The sequence below is a fragment of the Shinella sp. R2-11 genome, from assembly GCF_055330205.1.
Map to the genome: position 1 here is coordinate 304370 of NZ_JBVAPC010000002.1, position 19683 is coordinate 324052.

General features: G+C 65.3%; 16 protein-coding genes. 10 read left to right on the forward strand and 6 right to left on the reverse strand.

The window, feature by feature from the left end:
- Positions 1–6: 6 nt before the first annotated feature.
- A complete protein-coding gene (locus ACZ1A1_RS06195) occupies positions 7–1896 on the reverse strand; it encodes a peptidylprolyl isomerase (RefSeq protein ID WP_463619202.1) in 1890 nt (629 codons plus the stop codon).
- A gap of 295 nt (positions 1897–2191) precedes the next feature.
- Here ACZ1A1_RS06195 and ACZ1A1_RS06200 point away from each other — a divergent pair, with 295 nt between their 5' ends.
- The 5 genes from ACZ1A1_RS06200 to ACZ1A1_RS06220 all read left to right on the forward strand — a co-directional run bounded on the left by ACZ1A1_RS06200 (position 2192) and on the right by ACZ1A1_RS06220 (position 8591).
- Positions 2192–3841, forward strand: a complete 1650-nt coding sequence (locus ACZ1A1_RS06200; protein WP_415212848.1) for a Na/Pi cotransporter family protein — start codon at positions 2192–2194, stop codon at positions 3839–3841.
- A 182-nt stretch (positions 3842–4023) separates the two neighbouring features.
- The gene (gene glmU / locus ACZ1A1_RS06205; RefSeq protein ID WP_463619203.1) at positions 4024–5403 is read left to right on the forward strand and encodes a bifunctional UDP-N-acetylglucosamine diphosphorylase/glucosamine-1-phosphate N-acetyltransferase GlmU; all 1380 of its coding nucleotides are present in this window, start codon (positions 4024–4026) and stop codon (positions 5401–5403) included.
- 127 nt (positions 5404–5530) lie between these two features.
- Positions 5531–7357, forward strand: coding sequence for a glutamine--fructose-6-phosphate transaminase (isomerizing) (gene glmS, locus ACZ1A1_RS06210; protein WP_463619204.1), 1827 nt, complete (start codon positions 5531–5533; stop codon positions 7355–7357).
- Positions 7354–7848, forward strand: a complete 495-nt coding sequence (locus ACZ1A1_RS06215) for a GNAT family N-acetyltransferase (protein WP_463619205.1) — start codon at positions 7354–7356, stop codon at positions 7846–7848. Before glmS ends, ACZ1A1_RS06215 begins: the two co-directional genes overlap by 4 nt.
- Positions 7849–7883: 35 nt before the next feature.
- Entirely contained in the window at positions 7884–8591 is a 708-nt protein-coding gene (locus tag ACZ1A1_RS06220) for a DUF502 domain-containing protein (protein WP_415212844.1), read from the forward strand.
- 39 nt (positions 8592–8630) lie between these two features.
- Here the strand turns inward: ACZ1A1_RS06220 and ACZ1A1_RS06225 are convergent, their stop codons facing one another.
- Together ACZ1A1_RS06225 and recG are read right to left on the reverse strand one after the other, a co-directional pair.
- Complete coding sequence (locus tag ACZ1A1_RS06225) at positions 8631–8846, reverse strand: hypothetical protein (RefSeq protein ID WP_463619206.1); 216 nt, start codon at positions 8844–8846, stop codon at positions 8631–8633.
- 79 nt (positions 8847–8925) lie between these two features.
- The gene (gene recG, locus ACZ1A1_RS06230) at positions 8926–11031 is read right to left on the reverse strand and encodes an ATP-dependent DNA helicase RecG (RefSeq protein ID WP_463619207.1); all 2106 of its coding nucleotides are present in this window, start codon (positions 11029–11031) and stop codon (positions 8926–8928) included.
- Here recG and ACZ1A1_RS06235 point away from each other — a divergent pair.
- From ACZ1A1_RS06235 to ACZ1A1_RS06250, 4 genes are read left to right on the forward strand one after another with little or no spacing between them, the layout of a single operon-like run.
- On the forward strand, positions 11030–11194 hold the full coding sequence (locus ACZ1A1_RS06235) for a hypothetical protein (RefSeq protein ID WP_162911345.1): 165 nt from the start codon (positions 11030–11032) through the stop codon (positions 11192–11194). The two genes, recG and ACZ1A1_RS06235, sit on opposite strands and share 2 nt — an antisense overlap.
- A complete protein-coding gene (locus ACZ1A1_RS06240) occupies positions 11191–11499 on the forward strand; it encodes an FAD assembly factor SdhE (RefSeq protein ID WP_463619208.1) in 309 nt (102 codons plus the stop codon). Before ACZ1A1_RS06235 ends, ACZ1A1_RS06240 begins: the two co-directional genes overlap by 4 nt.
- A complete protein-coding gene (mfd, locus tag ACZ1A1_RS06245) occupies positions 11496–15008 on the forward strand; it encodes a transcription-repair coupling factor (protein WP_463619210.1) in 3513 nt (1170 codons plus the stop codon). Before ACZ1A1_RS06240 ends, mfd begins: the two co-directional genes overlap by 4 nt.
- 30 nt (positions 15009–15038) lie before the next feature.
- A complete protein-coding gene (locus ACZ1A1_RS06250) occupies positions 15039–15680 on the forward strand; it encodes a glutathione S-transferase family protein (RefSeq protein ID WP_463619211.1) in 642 nt (213 codons plus the stop codon).
- Positions 15681–15685: 5 nt separating this feature from the next.
- On the opposite strand, the gene ACZ1A1_RS06255 is transcribed toward ACZ1A1_RS06250, so the two are convergent.
- Both ACZ1A1_RS06255 and ACZ1A1_RS06260 read right to left on the reverse strand, forming a co-directional pair.
- Positions 15686–16357 (reverse strand): DsbA family oxidoreductase, encoded by a 672-nt coding sequence (locus ACZ1A1_RS06255; RefSeq protein WP_463619212.1) that lies wholly within the window; start codon positions 16355–16357, stop codon positions 15686–15688.
- A gap of 114 nt (positions 16358–16471) precedes the next feature.
- Positions 16472–18271 carry an extracellular solute-binding protein gene (locus ACZ1A1_RS06260; protein ID WP_463619531.1) on the reverse strand — a complete coding sequence of 600 codons (1800 nt, stop codon included), beginning with the start codon at positions 18269–18271 and terminating at the stop codon, positions 16472–16474.
- 289 nt (positions 18272–18560) lie between these two features.
- On the opposite strand from ACZ1A1_RS06260, the gene ACZ1A1_RS06265 reads away from it, so the two are divergent.
- A complete protein-coding gene (locus ACZ1A1_RS06265) occupies positions 18561–19184 on the forward strand; it encodes an invasion associated locus B family protein (RefSeq protein WP_415212837.1) in 624 nt (207 codons plus the stop codon).
- A 74-nt stretch (positions 19185–19258) separates the two neighbouring features.
- Here the strand turns inward: ACZ1A1_RS06265 and hspQ are convergent, their stop codons facing one another.
- Entirely contained in the window at positions 19259–19591 is a 333-nt protein-coding gene (gene hspQ / locus ACZ1A1_RS06270) for a heat shock protein HspQ (RefSeq protein WP_119256353.1), read from the reverse strand.
- Between the last annotated feature and the right edge of the window lie 92 nt (positions 19592–19683).

Genomic DNA, 19683 nt, shown 5'->3' on the forward strand with positions numbered 1-19683 from the left:
TCTGCCTTATCGCGCGATGCTCTGCTCGGCGAGCGTGCGGTTGATGGAGACGCCGTAGGCCGATTGCAGCGAGCTGACCATCTGGTCGAGGATGTCGTCGCCGCTGGTGCGGGCGACGGCGACGATCTGCTGCTCGTCGTTCGAGAGCGCGTCGGTCGCGGCGTCCGCGTTCACCTCGGTGACCTTCAGCAGGATCTGGCCCTCGCCGTCGACGCCGGGCGCGGCGGCGACCTGGCCGAGCGGACCGGCAAAGGCGGCGGCGACGGCCGCCGGGCTCAGCACCGGATCCTGCGCGCCGCGATGAAGGCCTACCTTGTTTTCGACGACCATGCCGAGCTCTGCGGCGATGGCGGCAAGATCGCCGCCCTTGCGCACGCGCTCGGCCAGTTCCTCGGCCTTCTTGGCGAGGGTCTGGCGCTGCTGCTCGGCCGTCCAGTCGGCGACGACGCGCTCACGTACCTCGTCGAGCGTGCGGTCGCGTTCCGGGATCACGTCGAGCACCTCGAACCAAGCATAGCCTTCGCGGCCGACATTGATCGGCTGGGTCTCCATGCCGACATCCGTCTTGAAGACCTCGCCGAGCAGGGCGGATTCTTCCGGCAGTCCGGCGATCTCGTCGCCCTTCTGGTCGTTGCCCTGGGCGTCGGCGGCCTCGATGGTCACGGCCTTCAGGTTGTTCTTGGCGGCGGCTTCCTCGAGGGTGAGGCCATCCGCGCGGCTGTCCTCGAGGCGGTCGTGGACGGCGAGGATGCCGTCGGCGGCTTCCGAAAGGGCAAGCTCGCCGCGCAGCTCTTCCTTGACGTCCTCGAAGGTCTTCATCGTTTCCGGGCGGATATTGGTCACGCGCAGGATGATGGGGCCGAAGGTGCCGTCGATGACCGGCGTCGTGCCGCCGTTCTCGGGCACGGCGAAGGCGGGGTCGGCCAGCTTCTGGTCCGGCATGTTCTCCTTGGTGAAATCGCCGAGCAGGACGTCGGCGGCGGTCTTGCCTTCTTCGGCAACGAGCGCGTCGAAGGTCGTGCCGGAGGCGAGCTTGACGGCGGCGGCATCGGCGCTGGCGCGATCCTTGAAGGTCAGCTGCTCGACGGTGCGCGTGGCGGGCGTGCGGTATTTCTCCTTGACGCGCTCGTATTCGGCCTTCAGCGCGTCCTCGGTGATGGTGGAGGCATCCGCGATGTCCTTCGGCTCCAGCGCGACATAGACGAACTTGCGGTATTCCGGCGCGCGGTACTTCGCCTTGTTCTGCTCGAACCAGGGGGCGAGCACGTCGTCGCCGGGCGCCTTCACGGGGTCGATATTGGCGTTGCTGAGCAAGAGGTAGTCGATGGTGCGTGCTTCGTTGCGGTACTGGCGCAGCGCATTGGTCAGCACGTCGGGCGCCTTGTAGCCGTCGGAAACGGCTTCCACGACCTGGGTGCGGATGGCGACCTGGCTGCGGTTGCTGATATAGTCGTTCTCGCGCAGGCCCGCATTGCGCAGGATGGCGGAGAAGGCGGTGCGGTCGAACTGGCCGTTGACGCCGCGGAAGGCCGGGTCGTCGGCGATCAGGCGGGCGAGGCGGCCTTCGGAAAGGCCGAGGTTCATGTCGCGCGAAAGCTGGTCGAGCGAGGCACCCGCGACGAGCTCGGCGAAGACCTGGTTCTCGACGCCGAAGGCACGGGCCTGCTCGGCGTTCAGCCGCATGCCGAAGCGCTGCGACATGGTGGCGACCTGGCGCTCGTAGGCGAGGCGGAAGTCGGTGGGCGAGACCTTGACGTCGCCGACGGTGACGACGGCGTTCGAACCGCCGGTGACGACCGTGTTCGAAACACCCCAAATCGCGAACGAACCGACCAGAACGATCATCAGGGCTTTTGCCACCCAGGTCTGGGCGGCGTGTCTCAGCGTTTCGAGCATCGTCTCAATTTCCTCATAGCGGCGGCCATGCGGCCGGAGATCGTCTCTTAACGGAAAGTTTGCGGGAATTGAAGTCCGCGGAACATGCGGAATGACGGGGTGCAATGGCGGGCAAAATGCGCGATGCCGCAAATCGGTCAGACCTCGCCGATTTTGTTTGCCGGCAAATCAAAATTTTCTGAAATTATTGGCATATTCCGGCTGAATTCCCCTGTCATAATTTGAGAATTCGTGGTCGGATGCGAGATCGCTGCAGTGAGTCAGCGCGCTGGCCCATGCAGGAAGGAGAGCAGACGTGGAATCCACGATCGTCATGATCAACCTTTTCGGCGCGGTCGCGCTGCTGCTTTTCGGCCTCGCACTGGTCAAGGACGGCATGACGCGGGCCTTCGGCGTCAAGTTGCGATCCGGGCTGGCGCTCGGCACGCGCGGGCCGTTCCGCTCCTTCTTCGCCGGTTTCGTCGCCACCGTCGCGCTGCAGAGCTCGACCGCGACGGCGCTGATGATCGCCTCCTTCGTGGAAAAGAACCTCGTGCGGGCCCGCATGGCGCAGATCGTGCTGCTCGGCGCCAATATCGGCACCGCCGTCACCGCCTGGCTGGTGGCGACCGGCATCGAATCGATCTCGCCGCTGATCATCCTCGTCGGCGTCGTGTTCTACAAATCGTCCGGCTCCTCGGCGCGGCAGGGTCTCGGCTCGGCCCTCGTCGGCATCGGCCTGATGCTGCTTTCGCTGCATCTCCTCAGCCTCGCGACGGAGCCGATGCGCCAGTCGCCGGCGCTTGCCGCCTTCCTGACGCTGCTGGGCGATGCATGGCCCGCCGCGCTCGCCTTCTCCACCGTGCTCGCCATCATCTCCTCGTCCAGCCTCGCGGTGGTCGTGCTCATCCTGTCGCTGGCGGCGATGGGCATCCTGTCGCCGGCGCTGACGGTGATCCTCGTCCTCGGCGCCAATCTCGGCGGCGCCGTGCCGCCGGTCATCGCGACGCTCAAGGCGGCTGCCTCCGCGCGGCGCGTGACGCTCGGCAACCTCCTCGTGCGCGGCATCGGCTGCCTTATCGTGCTGCCCTTCGCCGGGCAGGTCGCCGATCTCCTGGCGGCGCTGCCGCTTCCGGCGACCAAGCTGCCGGTCGATGTGCACCTTGCCTTCAATATCGTCGTCGCGCTCGTGTTCTGGCCGCTCTCCGGTCCGCTGTCGCGCCTCATGGAAAAGCTGGTGCCGGAGGAGAAGCCGGAAGACACCGGGCCGAAATATCTCGACGATTCGGCGCTCTCGACCCCGGTCGTCGCGCTGTCCGGCGCAACGCGCGAGGTGCTGCGCGTCGGCGATCTCATCGAGGCCATGCTCATCCGCACCATGCGCGCCTTCAACGAGAACAACCTTTCGCCGCTGAAGGACATCGGCGAGCTGGAGCACCAGGTCGACGCGTTGCAGCAGGAGGTGAAGATCTATCTCTCCCGGCTCGGCCGGCAGGGCGTCAGCGGCGAGAGCGCGGCGCGCTCGATCATCATCATCGACTATGCCATCAATCTCGAACATGTCGGCGACATCATTGAGAAGGGATTGCAGGAGCAGGTGCGCAAGAAGATCGTCAACGGGCTGAAATTCTCCGAGGACGGCTACAAGGAGCTCGCCAACCTCTTCAACCTGACCATCGAGAACCTGCGCATCGCCCAGACGATCTTCGTCACGCGCGACACGGGCCTTGCCCGCCAGCTCATGGAAGTGAAGGTCGATGTGCGGCGCATGGAGAAGCAGTCGTCCGAGCGCCACCTCGAACGGCTGCGCGACGGCCGGCTCGACAGCCTCCAGACGAGCTCGCTGCATCTCGACATGCTGCGCGACTTGAAGCGCGTCAACGCGCATCTCGTCTCCGTCGCCTATCCGATCCTCGACGAGAGCGGCCAGCTCACGGAAAGCCGCCTGCGCAGCAGCGCGAACTGAGGCGCGGAGGAATCCCTTTGTCTCCCGCCGCGCTTTTTTGCTAGAGCAATTCCAGCAAAAGTGCGAAGCGGTTTTGCGTCCGGAATTGCGTTAAAATAAAGAGTTAGAGCGTTTTCGCGATTTGGAGAAAAGCGGAAATGCTCTAAGGAACGGCGTCGAATACGGGTGAACGAGGGATTCCCATGACCGCAGACCGGACGAAGCGCAACTGCCTGGCCGTCATCCTGGCCGCCGGCGAAAGCACGCGGATGAAGTCCGCGCAGTCCAAGGTGCTGCATCCGGTCGCCGGCCGGCCGATGATCGCGCATGTCGTCGACGCGCTGGCCAAGGCCGGCATTGCCGATATCGCGCTGGTGCTCGGGCGCGATGCGGAAAAGGTCGAGATCGCCGCCCGGAACGAGGCGGTCAGCAGCACCGTCCATATCCAGACCGAACGGCTCGGCACCGCCCATGCCGTGCTCGCGGCGCGCGAGGCGATCGCCAGGGGCTACGACGACGTGCTCGTCGTCTTCGGCGATACGCCGCTCATCACCGAAGCGCCGCTGATCGCCGCGCGGGACGGGCTTGCCAATGGCGCGGATGTGGTGGTGATCGGCTTCGAGACGGCCGGTCCGACGGGCTACGGCCGGCTGATCGTCGAGAACGGTGAGCTTCTGGCCATCCGCGAGCACAAGGATGCGAGCGAGGCCGAACGCGCCATCACCTATTGCAACGGCGGCCTGATGGCCATCGACGGGCGCAAGGCGCTCGACCTGATCGGCCGGATCGGCAACAGCAATGCCAAGGGCGAATACTATCTCACCGACATCGTCGAGGTGGTGCGCGCGGCCGGCGGCCGGGCAATCGCCGTGGAAGCGCCCGAGGAGGAACTGACCGGCTGCAACACGCGCGCCGAGCTGGCGGTGATCGAACGGCTCTGGCAGCAGCGCCGCCGCCACGAGATGATGCTCGACGGCGTGTCGATGATCGCGCCGGAAACGGTGTTCCTCGCCTATGACACGAAGATCGGCCGCGACGTGACCATCGAGCCGAACGTGGTCTTCGGGCCGGGCGTGAGCGTCGAGAGCGGTGCTCTCATCCATTCCTTCTCGCATATCGAGGGCGCGCATGTCTCGGCCGGCGCCGAGGTCGGCCCCTATGCGCGCCTGCGGCCGGGCGCCAATCTCGGCGAGGGCGCGAAGGTCGGCAATTTCTGCGAGGTGAAGAAGGCGGAGATCGGGGCGGGCGCCAAGGTCAACCATCTCACCTATATCGGCGATGCCTTCATCGGCGCGCGCACGAATATCGGCGCCGGCACCATCACCTGCAATTACGACGGCATCAACAAGCATGTGACGCGCATCGGCACGGATGCCTTCATCGGCTCCAATTCGGCGCTCGTCGCCCCGGTCTCCATCGGCAACGGGGCCTATGTCGCCTCCGGCAGCGTGGTCATCGCGGACGTGCCGGACGATGCCGTCGCCTTCGGCCGGGCGCGGCAGGAAAACAAGGAGGGCAGGGCCGTCCTCATCCGCGAGCGCAACAAGGCGCTCAAGGATGCGAAAAAGAAGGCGGCGACGTAATTCGCCGATTGGGCGCGCCCACGTTAACGATTGCAATCGAAAGTGAGCGCGGCCGTGTTGCGCCGCAGGAAAAAAACTCTACGAAAAGAACGCAATGAAATGCGTCGGATAGAGATTGGAGCGCGCAATGTGCGGAATTGTCGGTATCGTCGGAAACCAGCCTGTCGCCGGTCGGCTTGTCGATGCCCTGAAGCGCCTCGAATACCGGGGCTATGATTCCGCGGGCGTCGCCACCATCGTCGACGGCAGGCTCGCCCGCCGCCGCGCCGAGGGCAAGCTGTTCAACCTCGAAAAGCGCCTTTCGGAAGAGCCGCTGGACGGCACCATCGGCATCGCCCATACGCGCTGGGCGACGCACGGCGCACCGACGGAAGGCAATGCCCATCCGCATTTCGTCGATGGAGTCGCCGTCGTGCACAACGGCATCATCGAGAATTTCTCCGAAATCAAGGACGAACTGATCGCCGGCGGCGCGACCTTCACCACGCAGACGGATACCGAAGTCGTCGCGCAGCTTGTCGCGAAGTTCCGCCGCGAGGGGCTGGGCCGCCGCGAGGCGATGCATGCCATGCTGCGGCGCGTCACCGGGGCCTATGCCCTCGCGGTGATCTTCGAGGACGACCCGTCGACCATCATGGCCGCGCGCAGCGGCCCGCCGCTTGCCATCGGCCATGGCCGGGGCGAGATGTTCCTCGGCTCCGACGCCATCGCGCTCGCGCCCTTCACCAGCGAGATCAGCTATCTCGTCGACGGCGACTGGGCGGTGATCGGCCGCGACGGCGCCTTCATCTTCGATATCGACGGCAACCGCGTCGAGCGGCCGAAGCAGATCTCGTCCGCCGCCGCCTATCTCATCGACAAGGGCAACCACCGGCATTTCATGGAAAAGGAGATCCATGAGCAGCCGGAGGCGATCTCCCATGCGCTCAGCCACTATGTCGATTTCCTCGCGCATACGGTGCGCCCGGTCGCCGGCGGCATCGACTTCGCCAAGGTGCCGAGCCTTGCCATTTCGGCCTGCGGCACGGCCTATCTCGCCGGCCTCGTCGGCAAGTACTGGTTCGAGCGCTATGCGCGCCTGCCGGTCGAGATCGACGTCGCCTCCGAGTTCCGCTACCGTGAGATTCCGCTGAACCCGGCCTCCGCCGCGCTCTTCATCTCTCAGTCCGGCGAGACGGCCGATACACTCGCCTCGCTGCGCTACTGCAAGGAGCATGGCCTGAAGATCGGCGCGGTGGTCAATGCGAAGGAATCGACCATCGCCCGCGAATCGGACGCCGTCTTCCCGATCCTCGCCGGCCCCGAGATCGGCGTCGCCTCCACCAAGGCATTCACCTGCCAGCTCGCCGTCCTTGCGGCGCTTGCCATCGGCGCGGGCCGGGCGCGCGGCACGATCAGTGAAGCCGAGGAGAAGGAGCTGGTGCGCCACCTCGCCGAGATGCCGCGCATCATGGCGAGCGTGCTCAACACCATCCAGCCGGCCATCGAGCAGCTTTCGCGCGACCTCTCCAAGTGCAAGGACGTGCTCTATCTCGGCCGCGGCACCAGCTATCCGCTCGCCATGGAAGGCGCGCTGAAGCTCAAGGAGATCTCCTATATCCACGCCGAGGGCTATGCCGCCGGCGAGCTGAAGCACGGACCCATCGCGCTGATCGACGAGAACATGCCGGTCATCGTCATCGCCCCGCACGACCGCTTCTTCGAGAAGACCGTCTCGAACATGCAGGAAGTGGCGGCCCGCGGCGGCCGGATCGTCTTCATCACCGACGAGAAGGGCGCGGCCGCCTCCAGGCTGCCGACCATGGCGACCATCGTGCTGCCCGATGTCAACGAGATCATCTCGCCGATGATCTATTCGCTGCCGATCCAGCTTCTCGCCTACCACACCGCCGTCTTCATGGGCACGGACGTCGACCAGCCGCGCAACCTCGCCAAGTCGGTCACCGTCGAATGATCGTCCGGCCGGAGCGCGAGGACGATATCGACGCCATCCGCGCGCTGACGGAAAGGGCTTTCAGGACCGCGCCCCATGCCGACGGCACGGAGCACCTGATCATAGACCGCCTGCGCGCGGCCGGCGCCCTGACGCTTTCGCTGGTGGCCGAGGAGGGCGGGGCTATCGTCGGCCATGTCGCATTTTCCCCGGTTTCGGTGTCCGACGGCAGCGCGGGCTGGTACGGGCTCGGGCCGATCTCGGTCGATCCGTCCCGGCAGGGCGGGGGGATAGGCGGCGGGCTGGTGCGCGAGGGGCTTGCGCGTCTGGAAGCGCTCGGTGCGGCGGGCTGCGTGCTGCTCGGCGATCCTGCCTATTACGGCCGTTTCGGCTTTGCGGCTGATCCAAAGTTGACGCTCGACGGGGTGCCGCCCGAGTATTTCATGCGTGTGGCGTTTTCTCCGGTTTACGGCGAGGGAACCGTTTCCTATCATCCGGGTTTCTACGGCTGAGCGCCCTCCCACGCCCGCCCTACGCTGGACATCAGATGACCGACCTCGTTCCGAGACAGTCGCTCGCCATGCGGCTGCGCAACAATTTCCTGACCGGCCTCGTCATCTGCGCGCCGATCGCCATCACCATCTGGCTGACCTGGACCTTCATCCGCTGGGCCGATAGCTGGGTGAAGCCCTATATTCCGGCGCGCTACAACCCGGAAAGCTACCTGCAATTCGCCATTCCCGGATTCGGCCTGCTGATCGCGCTCGTGCTGATCACGCTGATCGGCTTCCTCGGGAAGAACCTGATCGGCCGCACTATCGTGGAATTCGGCGATTCGCTCTTCAACCGCACGCCGCTGGTGCGCACGGTGCACAAGAGCCTGAAGCAGATCTTCGAGACGGTGCTGAAGGACAAGGGCAATTCCTTCAACAAGGCGGCGATGATCGAATATCCGAGCGCCGGCCTCTGGTCCGTCGTCTTCGTGGCGACGGATGCGCGCGGCGAGATCGCGACGAAGTTCAAGTCCATGGGCAAGGACATGGTCGCCTGCTTCCTGCCGCCGACGCCGTTCCCGACGGCCGGTTTCCTCGTCTATGTACCGCGGGAAAAGATCGTGCCGCTCGACATGAGCGCCGAGGATGCCGCCAAGCTGATCATCTCTGTCGGCCTCGTCACGCCGCCGGAAAAGACGCTGCAGCTCCTCGAAAGCGAGGAACAGCGCAAGGCCAAGGCGAAAGCCCGCAAGAAGGGATAAGGGCGAGCCGCCCCGAAAGGCGAGACGGCTCGAAACGCATTATTCCTCGACGACAGGCTTCTTCTGGTCGTTCGGAATGATCAGGTCCGCATCCGCCGGAAGGCGGGACTGCTTTTCCGTCGTGGTGACGCTTGCGGTCGTGATCGTCTTGTCGACCTTGGCTTCCGCCGAGACCTTGTTGTGCCAGGCGCAATCCGCAAGGGCCGCGGATGCCGAAAGGCCAAGCATGACTGCGACTGCGAGAACTGTCTTCATGGCATTTCTCCTCTTTCGCTGATGCAAAGGAGAGTATGCCTTCACGCGCGCTCTCGGCGAAATCACGTTTGCGTGGGCGTCAGCCGGCGCGCAGGAAGCGGATCGCCTCGTCGCGGCGGTAGAGATAGAGCAGGGTGCGGATCGCTTCGCCGCGCTCGCTCGTCAGGTCCGGGTCGCGTTCGAGAAGATAGGCGGCGTCCTTGCGGGCGATCTCCAGAAGATCGCCATGCGCCTCGAGGCTGGCGACGAGGAAACCCGGCGTGCCGGACTGCCTTGTGCCGAGAAGCTCGCCTTCGCCGCGCAGCTTCAGGTCTTCCTCCGCGATGCGGAAACCGTCCTCCGTCTCCCGCAGGATCGAAAGCCGCGCCCGGCCGTTCTCGCTGAGCGGCCCCTTGTAGAGCAGGATGCAGCTCGACGCCTCCTCGCCGCGCCCGACGCGTCCGCGCAACTGGTGAAGCTGGGCAAGCCCGAAGCGCTCGGCATGCTCGATCACCATGATGGAGGCATCCGGCACGTCGACGCCGACTTCCACGACGGTCGTCGCCACCAGCAGCCGCGTCTCGCCGTTCTTGAAGGCGAGCATGGCGGCGTCCTTCTCCGGCCCGCTCATGCGCCCATGCACGAGGCCGGCGGCCGGGCCGAAGATGCTCGCGAGCGTCGCATGCCGCTCCTCGACGGACATCAGTTCGCTCTCTTCCGTTTCCTCGACCAGCGGGCAGATCCAGTAGGCCTTCTTGCCCTCGGCCAGCGCGGCGCGCAGACGGTCTACGATATCGCCCACGCGCTCCTGCGGCACGACGACCGTCTGGATCGGCTTGCGGCCGGCGGGCTTTTCCTTGAGCTTGGAGACGTCCATGTCGCCGAAGGCGGCAAGGACGAGGGTGCGCGGGATGGGCGTCGCCGTCATCACCAGCATATGGGGCGAGATGCCCTTGGCGGTCAGCCGCAGGCGCTGGTGCACGCCGAAACGATGCTGCTCGTCCACCACGGCCAGCACGAGGTCCTTGTAGGCGACATTGTCCTGGAAGAGCGCATGGGTGCCGATGACGATCTGTGTCTCACCGGAGGCGATGCGTTCGAGGATGGCGTCGCGCTCGCGGCCCTTGGTGCGGCCGGTGAGGACGTCGATGGTGACGCCGGCCGGTGCGGCCATGCGGGCGAGCGTCGTGAAATGCTGCCGGGCGAGGATTTCCGTCGGGGCCATCAGCACGGCCTGTCCGCCGGATTCGACGGCGGCCAGCATTGCCATCAGCGCCACCGCCGTCTTGCCCGCGCCGACATCGCCCTGAAGCAGCCGCAGCATGCGCTGCTCGCCGGCCATGTCCTTCAGCACCTCGGCAATCGCCGTCCCCTGGCTGTTCGTCAGCGAAAAGGGCAGGGCGTCGATGACCCGGCGGCTCAGCGCGCCCGTCGCCGTCACCGGCCGGCCGGCAACCTTGCGCAGGCGCTGGCGCACGAGGGCAAGCGAAATCTGGCCGGCCAGGAACTCGTCATAGGCAAGGCGGCGGCGGGCCGGGGCCTGCGGGTCGAGGTCCGTCTCGTCGCGCGGATCATGCATGCGGTGGAAGGCGTCGAAGGCGGAAGGAAAACCCTGCCGCTGCAGCAGCGTGGCTTCGACCCATTCCGGCAGGTGCGGCACGCGGGCAAGCGCCGCTTCCACCGACTTGCGCAGCACGCGCGAGGTAAGGCCGGCCGTGAGGCCATGCACCGGCTCGACCAGCGGCACGCTGTCGGCCTCGCCGAGCCGCGCCATGTAATCGGGATGCACCATGGAAGGGCGGCCGTTGAACCAGTCGACCTTGCCGCTCACCACGACGGTCTCGTCTATGGGCAGCGCCTTTTCCAGCCAGTTGCCCTTGACCCGGAAGAAGGTGAGCGCCAGTTCCCCGGTCTCGTCATGCAGGAAGACGCGATAGGGCTGGCTCGACCGGCCGGGCGGCGGCGGCTGGTGGCGGTCGACGCGGCCGGTAATGGTGACGATGACGCCCGGCGGCGCATTCGCGATGCCCGGCTGGTTGCGCCGGTCGACGATGGAATGCGGGAAATGGAAGACGAGATCGACGACGCGGCAATCCTCGATGCTTTCCTGCCCGAAGAGGCGCGCGAAGAGGTCTCCCAGCTTCGGGCCGATGCCGGGAAGCGAGGAGAGGGGAGCGAAGAGCGGATCGAGCAGGGCGGGTCTCATGGCCGGCAAAATCGCCGGAGATCATGCCTTTGGCAAGGCTGACAAGCGGCTTTTGCCGGTTTATAGAAACGCCGACAAAGCAATTCCAGGAAAAGTGCAGGCGGTTTTCCGTCCGGAATTGCGAATAGCAACATTGCGGGTTGGAATGCGAGGACGATCATGACGGGAACGACACGCTCGAGCGCCGAGATCGACCCGCGCCGCAAGCGCATCCTCTTCCGCTGCTGGCACCGGGGCATCCGCGAGATGGACCTTGTGCTCGGCGCCTTCGCCGATGCCGAGATCGCCACGCTCTCAGAAGCCGAGCTGGACGAGTTGGAGCGCATCATGGCCGAGGAGGACAACGACCTCGTGAAATGGGTGACCGGCGAAAAGCCCGTGCCGGACGAATTCCAGCGCGGCCTCTTCCCGCGCATCGCCGCCTACCGCCCCGATTTTTCGCCGCTCTTCAAAGACGACCGCGCATGATCCCCGGATTTTCCCCTGAACGCATTGCCGGCGCCGGCCGGCCGATAACCATCGGCGCAGTGCCCTCCGGCGTCGAGCCGCTGATCCTCGCCGAGCTCGCCCGCAAGTCCGGTCCGCTTGCCTATGTGCTGTCGGACGGCCAGCGCATATCCGATCTGGAACAGATGCTCGGCTTCGTCGCGCCCGATATCCCGGTGCTGACGCTGCCCGGCTGGGACTGCCTTCCCTATGACCGCGTCTCGCCGAGCGCCGAAGTCTCCGCGCGCCGGCTTTCCGCGCTTTCGGCGCTGATCGCCCACCAGAAGAAGCCGCACGCGGCCATCGTGCTCGTCACCGTCAACGCCATGCTGCAGAAGACCGCGCCGCGGACGGTGATCGAAAGCCTCGCCTTCTCGGCAAGGCCCGGTAACCAGATCCGCATGGACGATATCGCCGCGCGGCTGGAGCGCAACGGCTTCGAACGCGTCGCCACGGTACGCGAAGTCGGTGAATTCGCCGTGCGCGGCGGCATCCTCGACGTCTTCGTGCCCGGCAGTATGGAACCGCTGCGCCTCGATTTCTTCGGCGACACGCTGGAATCGATCCGCTCCTTCGACCCGGCCAGCCAGCGCACGACCGGACAGGCCCGCTCCCTCGACCTCAACCCGATGAGCGAGGTGACACTGACGCCGGAGACGATCTCGCATTTCCGCAAGCAGTATCTCTCGTCCTTCGGCGCGGCGACACGCGACGATGCGCTCTACCAAGCCGTCTCCGAGGGCCGGCGCTATGCCGGCATGGAGCACTGGCTGCCGCTGTTCTACGATGAGCTAGAAACTGCTTTCGATTACCTGCAAGGCTTTCGCATCGTCACGGACCATACGGTGCGCGAGGCCGCCGTCGAGCGCTCCCGCCTCGTGCGCGACTATTACGACGCGCGCCTCGCCTCCGCGACGCCCGGCAAGGGGCATGTAGCGCAGGCAACGCCCTACAAGCCGGTGCCGCCGGGCCTCCTCTATCTCGACGCCGAGCGCTTCGCCCGCGAGCTCGACACCCGCGACGCCATCCGCCTCTCGCCCTTCAACGAGCATGAGGGCGAGGCGCGCCATGTCGAGACCATTGAGGCGCGGCCCGGCATGCGCTGGGCGCGGCCGGCCGGCAGCGAGGATGCCAACGGCGCGCGCGTCAACGTCTTCGACCAGGCGGTCAAGCACATCGCCGACAAGCGGGCCTCCGGCGCGAAGGTACTGGTGACGGGCTGGTCGGAAGGCTCGCTCGACCGTCTCCTGCAGGTGCTTTCCGAGCATGGGCTCGGCAATGTGGTGCCGGTCGAGAAATTCGGCGATCTCCGCAAGCTGAAGCCGGGCGAGGCAGGGTCGGCCGTGCTCAGCCTCGAAAGCGGCTTCGAGGCGGGCGACATCGTCGTCATCGGCGAACAGGATATCCTCGGCGACCGCATGGTGCGCCGTGCCAAGCGCCGCAAGCGCGGCGCGGATTTCATCACCGAGGTCGCCGGCCTCGACGAAGGCTCCATCGTCGTCCATGCCGAGCACGGCATCGGCCGCTTCGTCGGCCTGCGCACCATCGAGGCCGCCGGCGCGCCGCATGCCTGTCTCGAACTCGTTTATGCGGACGACGCAAAACTCTTCCTGCCCGTCGAGAATATCGACCTGCTCTCCCGCTACGGTGGCGAGGGCACCGATGCGCTGCTCGACAAGCTCGGCGGCGTCGCCTGGCAGGCGCGCAAGGCCAAGCTCAAGAAACGCCTGCTCGACATGGCAAGCGGCCTCATCCAGATCGCCGCCGCGCGCCTCGTGCGCCATGCGCCGGTGCTGGCCGCGCCGGATGGCGTCTATGACGAATTCGCCGCCCGCTTCCCCTATGACGAGACGGACGACCAGGCGAACGCCATCGACGCCGTGCGCGAGGATCTCGGCGCGGGCCGGCCGATGGACCGGCTCGTCTGCGGCGACGTCGGCTTCGGCAAGACGGAGGTGGCGCTGCGCGCCGCCTTCATCGCCGCGATGAACGGCGTTCAGGTCGCCGTCGTCGTGCCGACCACGCTCCTCGCCCGCCAGCATTTCAAGACCTTCTCCGACCGTTTCCGGGGGCTGCCGATCCGCGTGCAGCAGGCCTCCCGCCTCGTCGGCTCGAAGGAACTGGCGCTGACGAAGAAGGAGCTTTCCGAGGGCAAGACCGATATCGTCGTCGGCACCCATGCGCTGCTCGGCTCGTCGATCAAGTTCGCCAATCTCGGCCTCCTCATCATCGACGAGGAGCAGCATTTCGGCGTGAAGCACAAGGAGCGGCTGAAGGAGCTGAAGAGCGACGTACATGTGCTGACGCTCTCGGCGACGCCCATCCCGCGCACCCTGCAACTCGCCATGACGGGCGTGCGCGAACTCTCGCTGATCACCACGCCGCCGGTCGACCGCATGGCGGTGCGCACCTTCATCTCACCCTTCGACCCGCTCGTCATCCGCGAGACGCTGATGCGCGAGCACTATCGCGGCGGCCAGAGTTTTTACGTCTGCCCCCGCCTCAGCGACCTGTCGGAAATTCACGATTTCCTACGCCAGGACGTGCCGGAACTGAAGGTCGCCGTCGCGCACGGCCAGATGCCGGCAACCGAACTCGAAGACATCATGAACGCCTTCTACGAAGGCCGCTACGACGTGCTGCTGTCGACCACCATCGTCGAATCCGGCCTCGACGTGCCGACGGCGAACACGATGATCATCCACCGCGCCGACATGTTCGGCCTCGCCCAGCTCTACCAGCTGCGCGGCCGCGTCGGCCGGTCCAAGGTGCGCGCCTTCGCGCTCCTGACCCTGCCGGTCAACCGCACGCTGACGGGCACCGCCGAACGCCGCCTCAAGGTGCTGCAATCGCTCGACACGCTCGGCGCCGGCTTCCAGCTCGCCAGCCACGACCTCGACATCCGCGGCGCGGGCAACCTCCTCGGCGAGGAGCAGTCCGGCCATATCAAGGAGGTCGGCTTCGAGCTTTACCAGCAGATGCTGGAAGAGGCCGTCGCCGAGATCAAGGGCGACGAGGAAGTCGCCGACAGCGGCTGGTCGCCACAGATTTCCGTCGGCACGCCGGTCATGATCCCGGACGACTACGTGCCGGACCTGCACCTGCGCCTCGGCCTCTACCGCCGCCTCGGCGAGATCACCGAGCTTGGCGACATCGACGCCTTCGGCGCGGAACTCATCGACCGCTTCGGCCCGCTGCCGACCGAAGTGCAGCATCTTCTCAAGATCGTCTACATCAAGTCGCTTTGCCGCGTGGCCAATGTCGAGAAGCTCGATGCCGGCCCGAAGGGGGTCGTCGTGCAGTTCCGCAACAAGGAATTCCCGAACCCGGCGGCACTGGTCGGCTACATCGCCAGGCAGGGCGCGCTGGTCAAGATCAGGGCGGACCAGAGCCTCTTCCTCGCCCGCGATTATCCGACGCCGGAAAAGCGGCTGACGGGCGCGGCGCAGGTTATGACGCAGCTTGCAGGGTTGGCGAAGCAGGGCAACTGACCCAAGCATCCGAGCCGAGAGGATTGCGAAATGCCGGAAATGCATCCATCGGTCACGGTCTACGGCGCAAGCTACAGCGTCTACGTTCGGATCGTGCGCATCGCACTCCATGAAAAGGGCGTGCCTTACAATCTCGTGCCGGTGGACGTGTTTTCAGACGAGGGCGTGCCGCCCGAGCATCTTGCGCGCCACCCCTTCGGCCGTATTCCAGCCTTCGAGCACGACGGGTTCGCCCTCTACGAGACAAGCGCGATAACCCGCTACGTGGATGAGGCGTTTTCCGGACCGCCGCTGCAACCGCGCGCTCTTCGTGATCGCGCGCGCATGAACCAGATCGTCGCGATGCTGGACAATTACGCCTATCTGCCGATGGTGTGGGATGTCTACGTGCAGCGGATGGAGGCATCCGGGAACGAGGCGATAGACGAAGCGCGCATTGCCGGCGGCCTTGAAAAGGCCCGCCTCTTCCTGGGGGCGCTTTCGAACTTGCTGGGAGCCGAAAACTGGCTCTCCGGGCCGGAGCCATCATTGGCAGATTTTCATGCCGTCCCGATGTTCGGCCTGTTCACGGAAGCGCCGGAGGGCGCCGCGCTCATTCGCGAATTCCCGTCCATTCAGGCATGGTGGGAGCGGAGCAAGGTCCGCCCCTCCGTTCTTGCGGCGAGCGAGTAAACCGCTCAGTTCTTCCCGATACGCTCCTGCGTCTTCATCGCCGCGATCTCGCGGAAGGCGTTGGTCAGCACGTCGACGGACTGCGCGCCCATCACGGCATATTTGTTGTCGATGATGAAGCAGGGCACGCCCGTCACACCCATGTCGCGGGCCATGCCGATCTCTTCCTTGACCGAATCGACGTCCGCGCCGGCGGAGAAGAGGGCGGAGACGACGGCGCGGTCCATGCCCGACGCTTCCGCAATGTCGAGCAGCACGGCGCGGTCGCCGACATTGCGGCCTTCCTCGAAATAGGCCTTGAAGAGGGCGAGGGCGACGCGGCCCTGGATTTCGGGGCCCTCGATCATCGCCCAGCGCAGCAGGCGGTGCGCGTCGAGCGTGTTGGGGCTGATCTTCACGGCGGGGAAGTCGAACTCGATGCCGTCCGCTTCGCCCAGCCCCGCCAGCATCTCATGTGCGCGATTGACGGCGTCAGTGCCGCCGAGCTTTTCGGCGAGATGCTGCTTGTGGTCGATGCCTTCCGGCGGCATGTCGGGATTGAGCTGGTAGGGCCGGAACGTCACCGCGACGGCAAGCTCGTCCTTCACGGTGTCGATCGCCTTGTCGAGCCGCTTCTTGCCCAGATAGCACCAGGGGCAGACGACGTCCGAGACGACATCGATCGTAATGGCTTCCATCCGGTTTTCCTTTCGAGATGCCGGGACATTCCGGACAGGACGCCGAGATAGGCCGGCGTGCTGCGGCTTTCAACAGGTTACCTCGAGGTAACCCGAGTTCTGGGGATAACCCCTTTACTGCGCCCGCGCGTCCCACCATGTCGGGAACTGGAAACCGTAGAGCGGAACCGCCTGCGGCCGGGCGATATGCTTCGAATGCGCGACCCACTGTTCGCCGAGATGATAGAGCGGCACGACATAATAGCCCGAAAGGAGCATCCTGTCGTGCAGGCGCACGGCCGAGCGGAAATCCTCCGCCGTGCGCGCAGTCAGGATGGCTTCGAGGATGCGGTCGACGTCGGGATCGGCGAGACCGGCGAAGTTGGAGCTGCCGGGCCGGTCGCGCATGGTCGAGCTCCAGTAGCTGATCTGGTCTCGGCCTGGCGAGAGCGAGGAGGGGAACGCCTTGACGATGACGTCATAGTCGAAGGTCTGGGTCCGGCTCTGATACTGCGAATCGTCCACCGTACGGATCGCCGCCTTCACGCCGAGCGCGGTGAGGAAGCGCTGATAGGCAAGCGCCAGCTTCTCCTGGTCCGCATTCTGCGTCATGATCTCGAAGGTCAGCGGCGTGCCCGCGCCATCGACCATCTGCCCGCCCTTGATGGCGTAGCCGGCCTTCTGGAAGGAATCCATCGCCTGGCGCAGCACCTTGCGGTCGCGGCCCGACGCGTCGGTCGTGGGCAGCAGATGCGTGCCGTCGAGGATATCCGCGTCGATGCGCGACAGCGCAGGGCCTGCGATCTCGCGCTCGCGGGCATCGGCCGCCACGCCCATCGAACTCAGCTCGGAATTCTGCCAGTAGCTCTGCGTGCGCTTGTAGGCATTCTCGAAAAGGCTGCGGTTCACCCAGTCGAAATCGAAGACCAGCGTCAACGCCTTGCGCAGGTCGCGGTTCTGGAAGAGCGGCCGGCGGGTGTTGAAGACGAAGCCGAACATGCCCGAGGGCGTCTTCGGCGTGATGGCGTCCTTGACGACCGCGCCGGAGAGAGCGGCCGGGAAATCGTAGCCGCGCGTCCACTTCGTCGGGTTGCCCTCCTGGTAGAGGTCGATCTCGCCCTTCTTGAACGCCTCGAAAAGCGAGTTGTCCTGAAGAAAATACTCGACGGAGATCTCGTCGTAATTGTCGAAGCCGACTTTCGAGGGAAGGTCCCTGGCCCAATAGTTCGGGTCGCGGGCATAGACGATCTTCTCGCCGGGCTTGACTTCCTTCACCTTGTAGGGGCCGGAGCCGAGCGGGAAGGCGAGGGACGTGCGGTCGAACGCCTCGACGTCGATGGCGTGCTTCGGCAGGATCGGCGAATAGCCGGCGATCAGCAGGGGCGTCTCGCGGTCGGCCTTGTCGTTGAAGGTGAAGCGCACGCCGCGCTCGCCGACCTTCTCGACTTTCTCGACCCCGTCGAGCCGGAGGCTGAAGGGCGTGCGCCCCTTGTCCCGCAGCAATTCGAAGCTGAAGATGACGTCTTCCGGCGTGATCGGCACGCCATCGGCCCAGCGCGCTTTGGGATTGAGGTTGAACTGGATGAAGGTACGGTCGTCGTCCCATTCCGCCGTTTCGGCGATGAGGCCGTACATGGTGAAGGCCTCGTCGCGCGAGCGCTGCATCAGTGATTCGTAGACGAGGTTGCCGAATTCCGGATCCCACATGCCGCGCGCGGTGGTGCGCATGCTCTTCAGGATGAAGGGATTGAGATTGTCGAACGTGCCGACCACGCCATAGGCGATGCGCCCGCCCTTCTTCACGTCCGGATTGACATAGCCGAAGTGCTTGTAGTCGGGCGGCAGGGCCGGATCGCCGTGCATGGCGATGCCGTGCACCGGGGCTGCGTGGCCGAGCGTGGCCGGCAGGCCAAGCAGGCAGGCGGCGAAGGCCATCAGAAAGGGACGCAAGCGTATCTCCTCGTCGGTCCGGATGATTCTCATGCATTATAGCCGCCAGAAACAGGACGGCACCGTGGCGGGGCGGAAATAGAAGCAACGCGGGATTTTCGCAAGGAAAGGCTGGATATCCGGCGCGGCCCATTGTAACAGGATACGCCGAAGCGGGTCATGCAAATGCCTCATTTCGCCGACAGGAGAGCGCACGGCTGACCAAACGCCCGAGAGGGGCTTGCGGAGGGGCGCTGTCGCTCCGGCACCGGATTTTCAGGAGACCGAACTCGTCATGATCTTCACATCGAATCTCATCAAGCGGACCGTGCTTTCCGCCTTTGCCGCCTCGGTCGCACTCGCGGCGGCTCCGTCGGCATCGCTCGCGCAGCAGGCCGCTCCGCCGAAGGGCTGGTTCAAGGTCTGCACCAAGCAGGAAGACAACGACGTCTGCATCGTGCAGAACCTTCTGACCGCCACCAGCGGCCAGCTCATCACCGCCGTCGGCCTCATCACCGTCGCCGGCAAGGCCAACCGTAAGATCATGCAGGTCTCGGTTCCGAGCGCCCGCCTCATCCCCGTCGGCGTGCAGATGCAGATCGACGGCGGCAAGGCCCAGAAGCTCGATTATGCCATCTGCATGCCCGACAAGTGCGTGGCCGAAGTGCCGCTCACTGACCAGGTCCTCGCTAGCCTCAAGAAGGGTGGCGAACTGGTTCTGACCTCGGTCAACTTCCAGCGCGCACCGAACCCGATCAAGATCTCGCTCGAAGGCTTCACCGGCGTCTTTGACGGCGAGCCGATCGAACAGTCGCAGCTCGAAGAGCGCCAGCGCCTGCTGCAGGAAGAAATGCAGAAGAAGGCCGAGGAAGCCCGCAAGAAGCTCGAAGACGCCCAGAAGGCCGCCAAGAGCCAGTAAGCGGCCCTATTGCCAGATACGAAAAACCCGGCCATCGGCCGGGTTTTTTATTGCCTGCCATCGGGATCCGCCGGTCAGTGGAAGAGGCTGCTCTGCTCCTTCCAGCGGTAATGGCCCTTGTCGACATCCATCAGCGCGCGGACCTGCGGGTGGCGGATCGGCTGGCCGCTGTCGTCGGCGACAAGGTTCTGCTCGGAGACATAGGCGACATATTCCGTGTCGTCGTTCTCCGCGAAGAGATGGTAGAAGGGCTGATCCTTCGAAGGCCGTATCTCGGCCGGAATGGAATTCCACCACTCTTCGGTATTGGCGAATTCGGGATCGACGTCGAAGATCACGCCGCGGAACGGGAAGACCCGGTGGCGGACCACGTCGCCGATGGCAAATTTTGCGTCACGCATCTTCATGGCGTACCTACCTTTCCACTTATATTTGGGTAATTTCGCTGAAACATCAATAGTTCCGCCATCGGGCGCGTTGCTCTTCGCAAAGGTGCGGC

Excerpts from the sequence above, each read along its gene's own strand:
- mfd (WP_463619210.1), top strand. The coding sequence starts at position 11,496 with ATGATCCCCGGATTTTCCCCTGAACGCATTGCCGGCGCCGGCCGGCCG.
- ACZ1A1_RS06215 (WP_463619205.1), top strand. The coding sequence starts at position 7,354 with ATGATCGTCCGGCCGGAGCGCGAGGACGATATCGACGCCATCCGCGCG.
- ACZ1A1_RS06250 (WP_463619211.1), top strand. The coding sequence starts at position 15,039 with ATGCCGGAAATGCATCCATCGGTCACGGTCTACGGCGCAAGCTACAGC.
- ACZ1A1_RS06195 (WP_463619202.1), bottom strand. The coding sequence starts at position 1,896 with ATGCTCGAAACGCTGAGACACGCCGCCCAGACCTGGGTGGCAAAAGCC.
- ACZ1A1_RS06265 (WP_415212837.1), top strand. The coding sequence starts at position 18,561 with ATGATCTTCACATCGAATCTCATCAAGCGGACCGTGCTTTCCGCCTTT.
- ACZ1A1_RS06235 (WP_162911345.1), top strand. The coding sequence starts at position 11,030 with ATGGCCGGCAAAATCGCCGGAGATCATGCCTTTGGCAAGGCTGACAAG.
- glmS (WP_463619204.1), top strand. The coding sequence starts at position 5,531 with ATGTGCGGAATTGTCGGTATCGTCGGAAACCAGCCTGTCGCCGGTCGG.
- ACZ1A1_RS06225 (WP_463619206.1), bottom strand. The coding sequence starts at position 8,846 with ATGAAGACAGTTCTCGCAGTCGCAGTCATGCTTGGCCTTTCGGCATCC.
- recG (WP_463619207.1), bottom strand. The coding sequence starts at position 11,031 with ATGAGACCCGCCCTGCTCGATCCGCTCTTCGCTCCCCTCTCCTCGCTT.
- hspQ (WP_119256353.1), bottom strand. The coding sequence starts at position 19,591 with ATGAAGATGCGTGACGCAAAATTTGCCATCGGCGACGTGGTCCGCCAC.
- ACZ1A1_RS06260 (WP_463619531.1), bottom strand. The coding sequence starts at position 18,271 with ATGGCCTTCGCCGCCTGCCTGCTTGGCCTGCCGGCCACGCTCGGCCAC.
- ACZ1A1_RS06255 (WP_463619212.1), bottom strand. The coding sequence starts at position 16,357 with ATGGAAGCCATTACGATCGATGTCGTCTCGGACGTCGTCTGCCCCTGG.
- glmU (WP_463619203.1), top strand. The coding sequence starts at position 4,024 with ATGACCGCAGACCGGACGAAGCGCAACTGCCTGGCCGTCATCCTGGCC.
- ACZ1A1_RS06220 (WP_415212844.1), top strand. The coding sequence starts at position 7,884 with ATGACCGACCTCGTTCCGAGACAGTCGCTCGCCATGCGGCTGCGCAAC.
- ACZ1A1_RS06240 (WP_463619208.1), top strand. The coding sequence starts at position 11,191 with ATGACGGGAACGACACGCTCGAGCGCCGAGATCGACCCGCGCCGCAAG.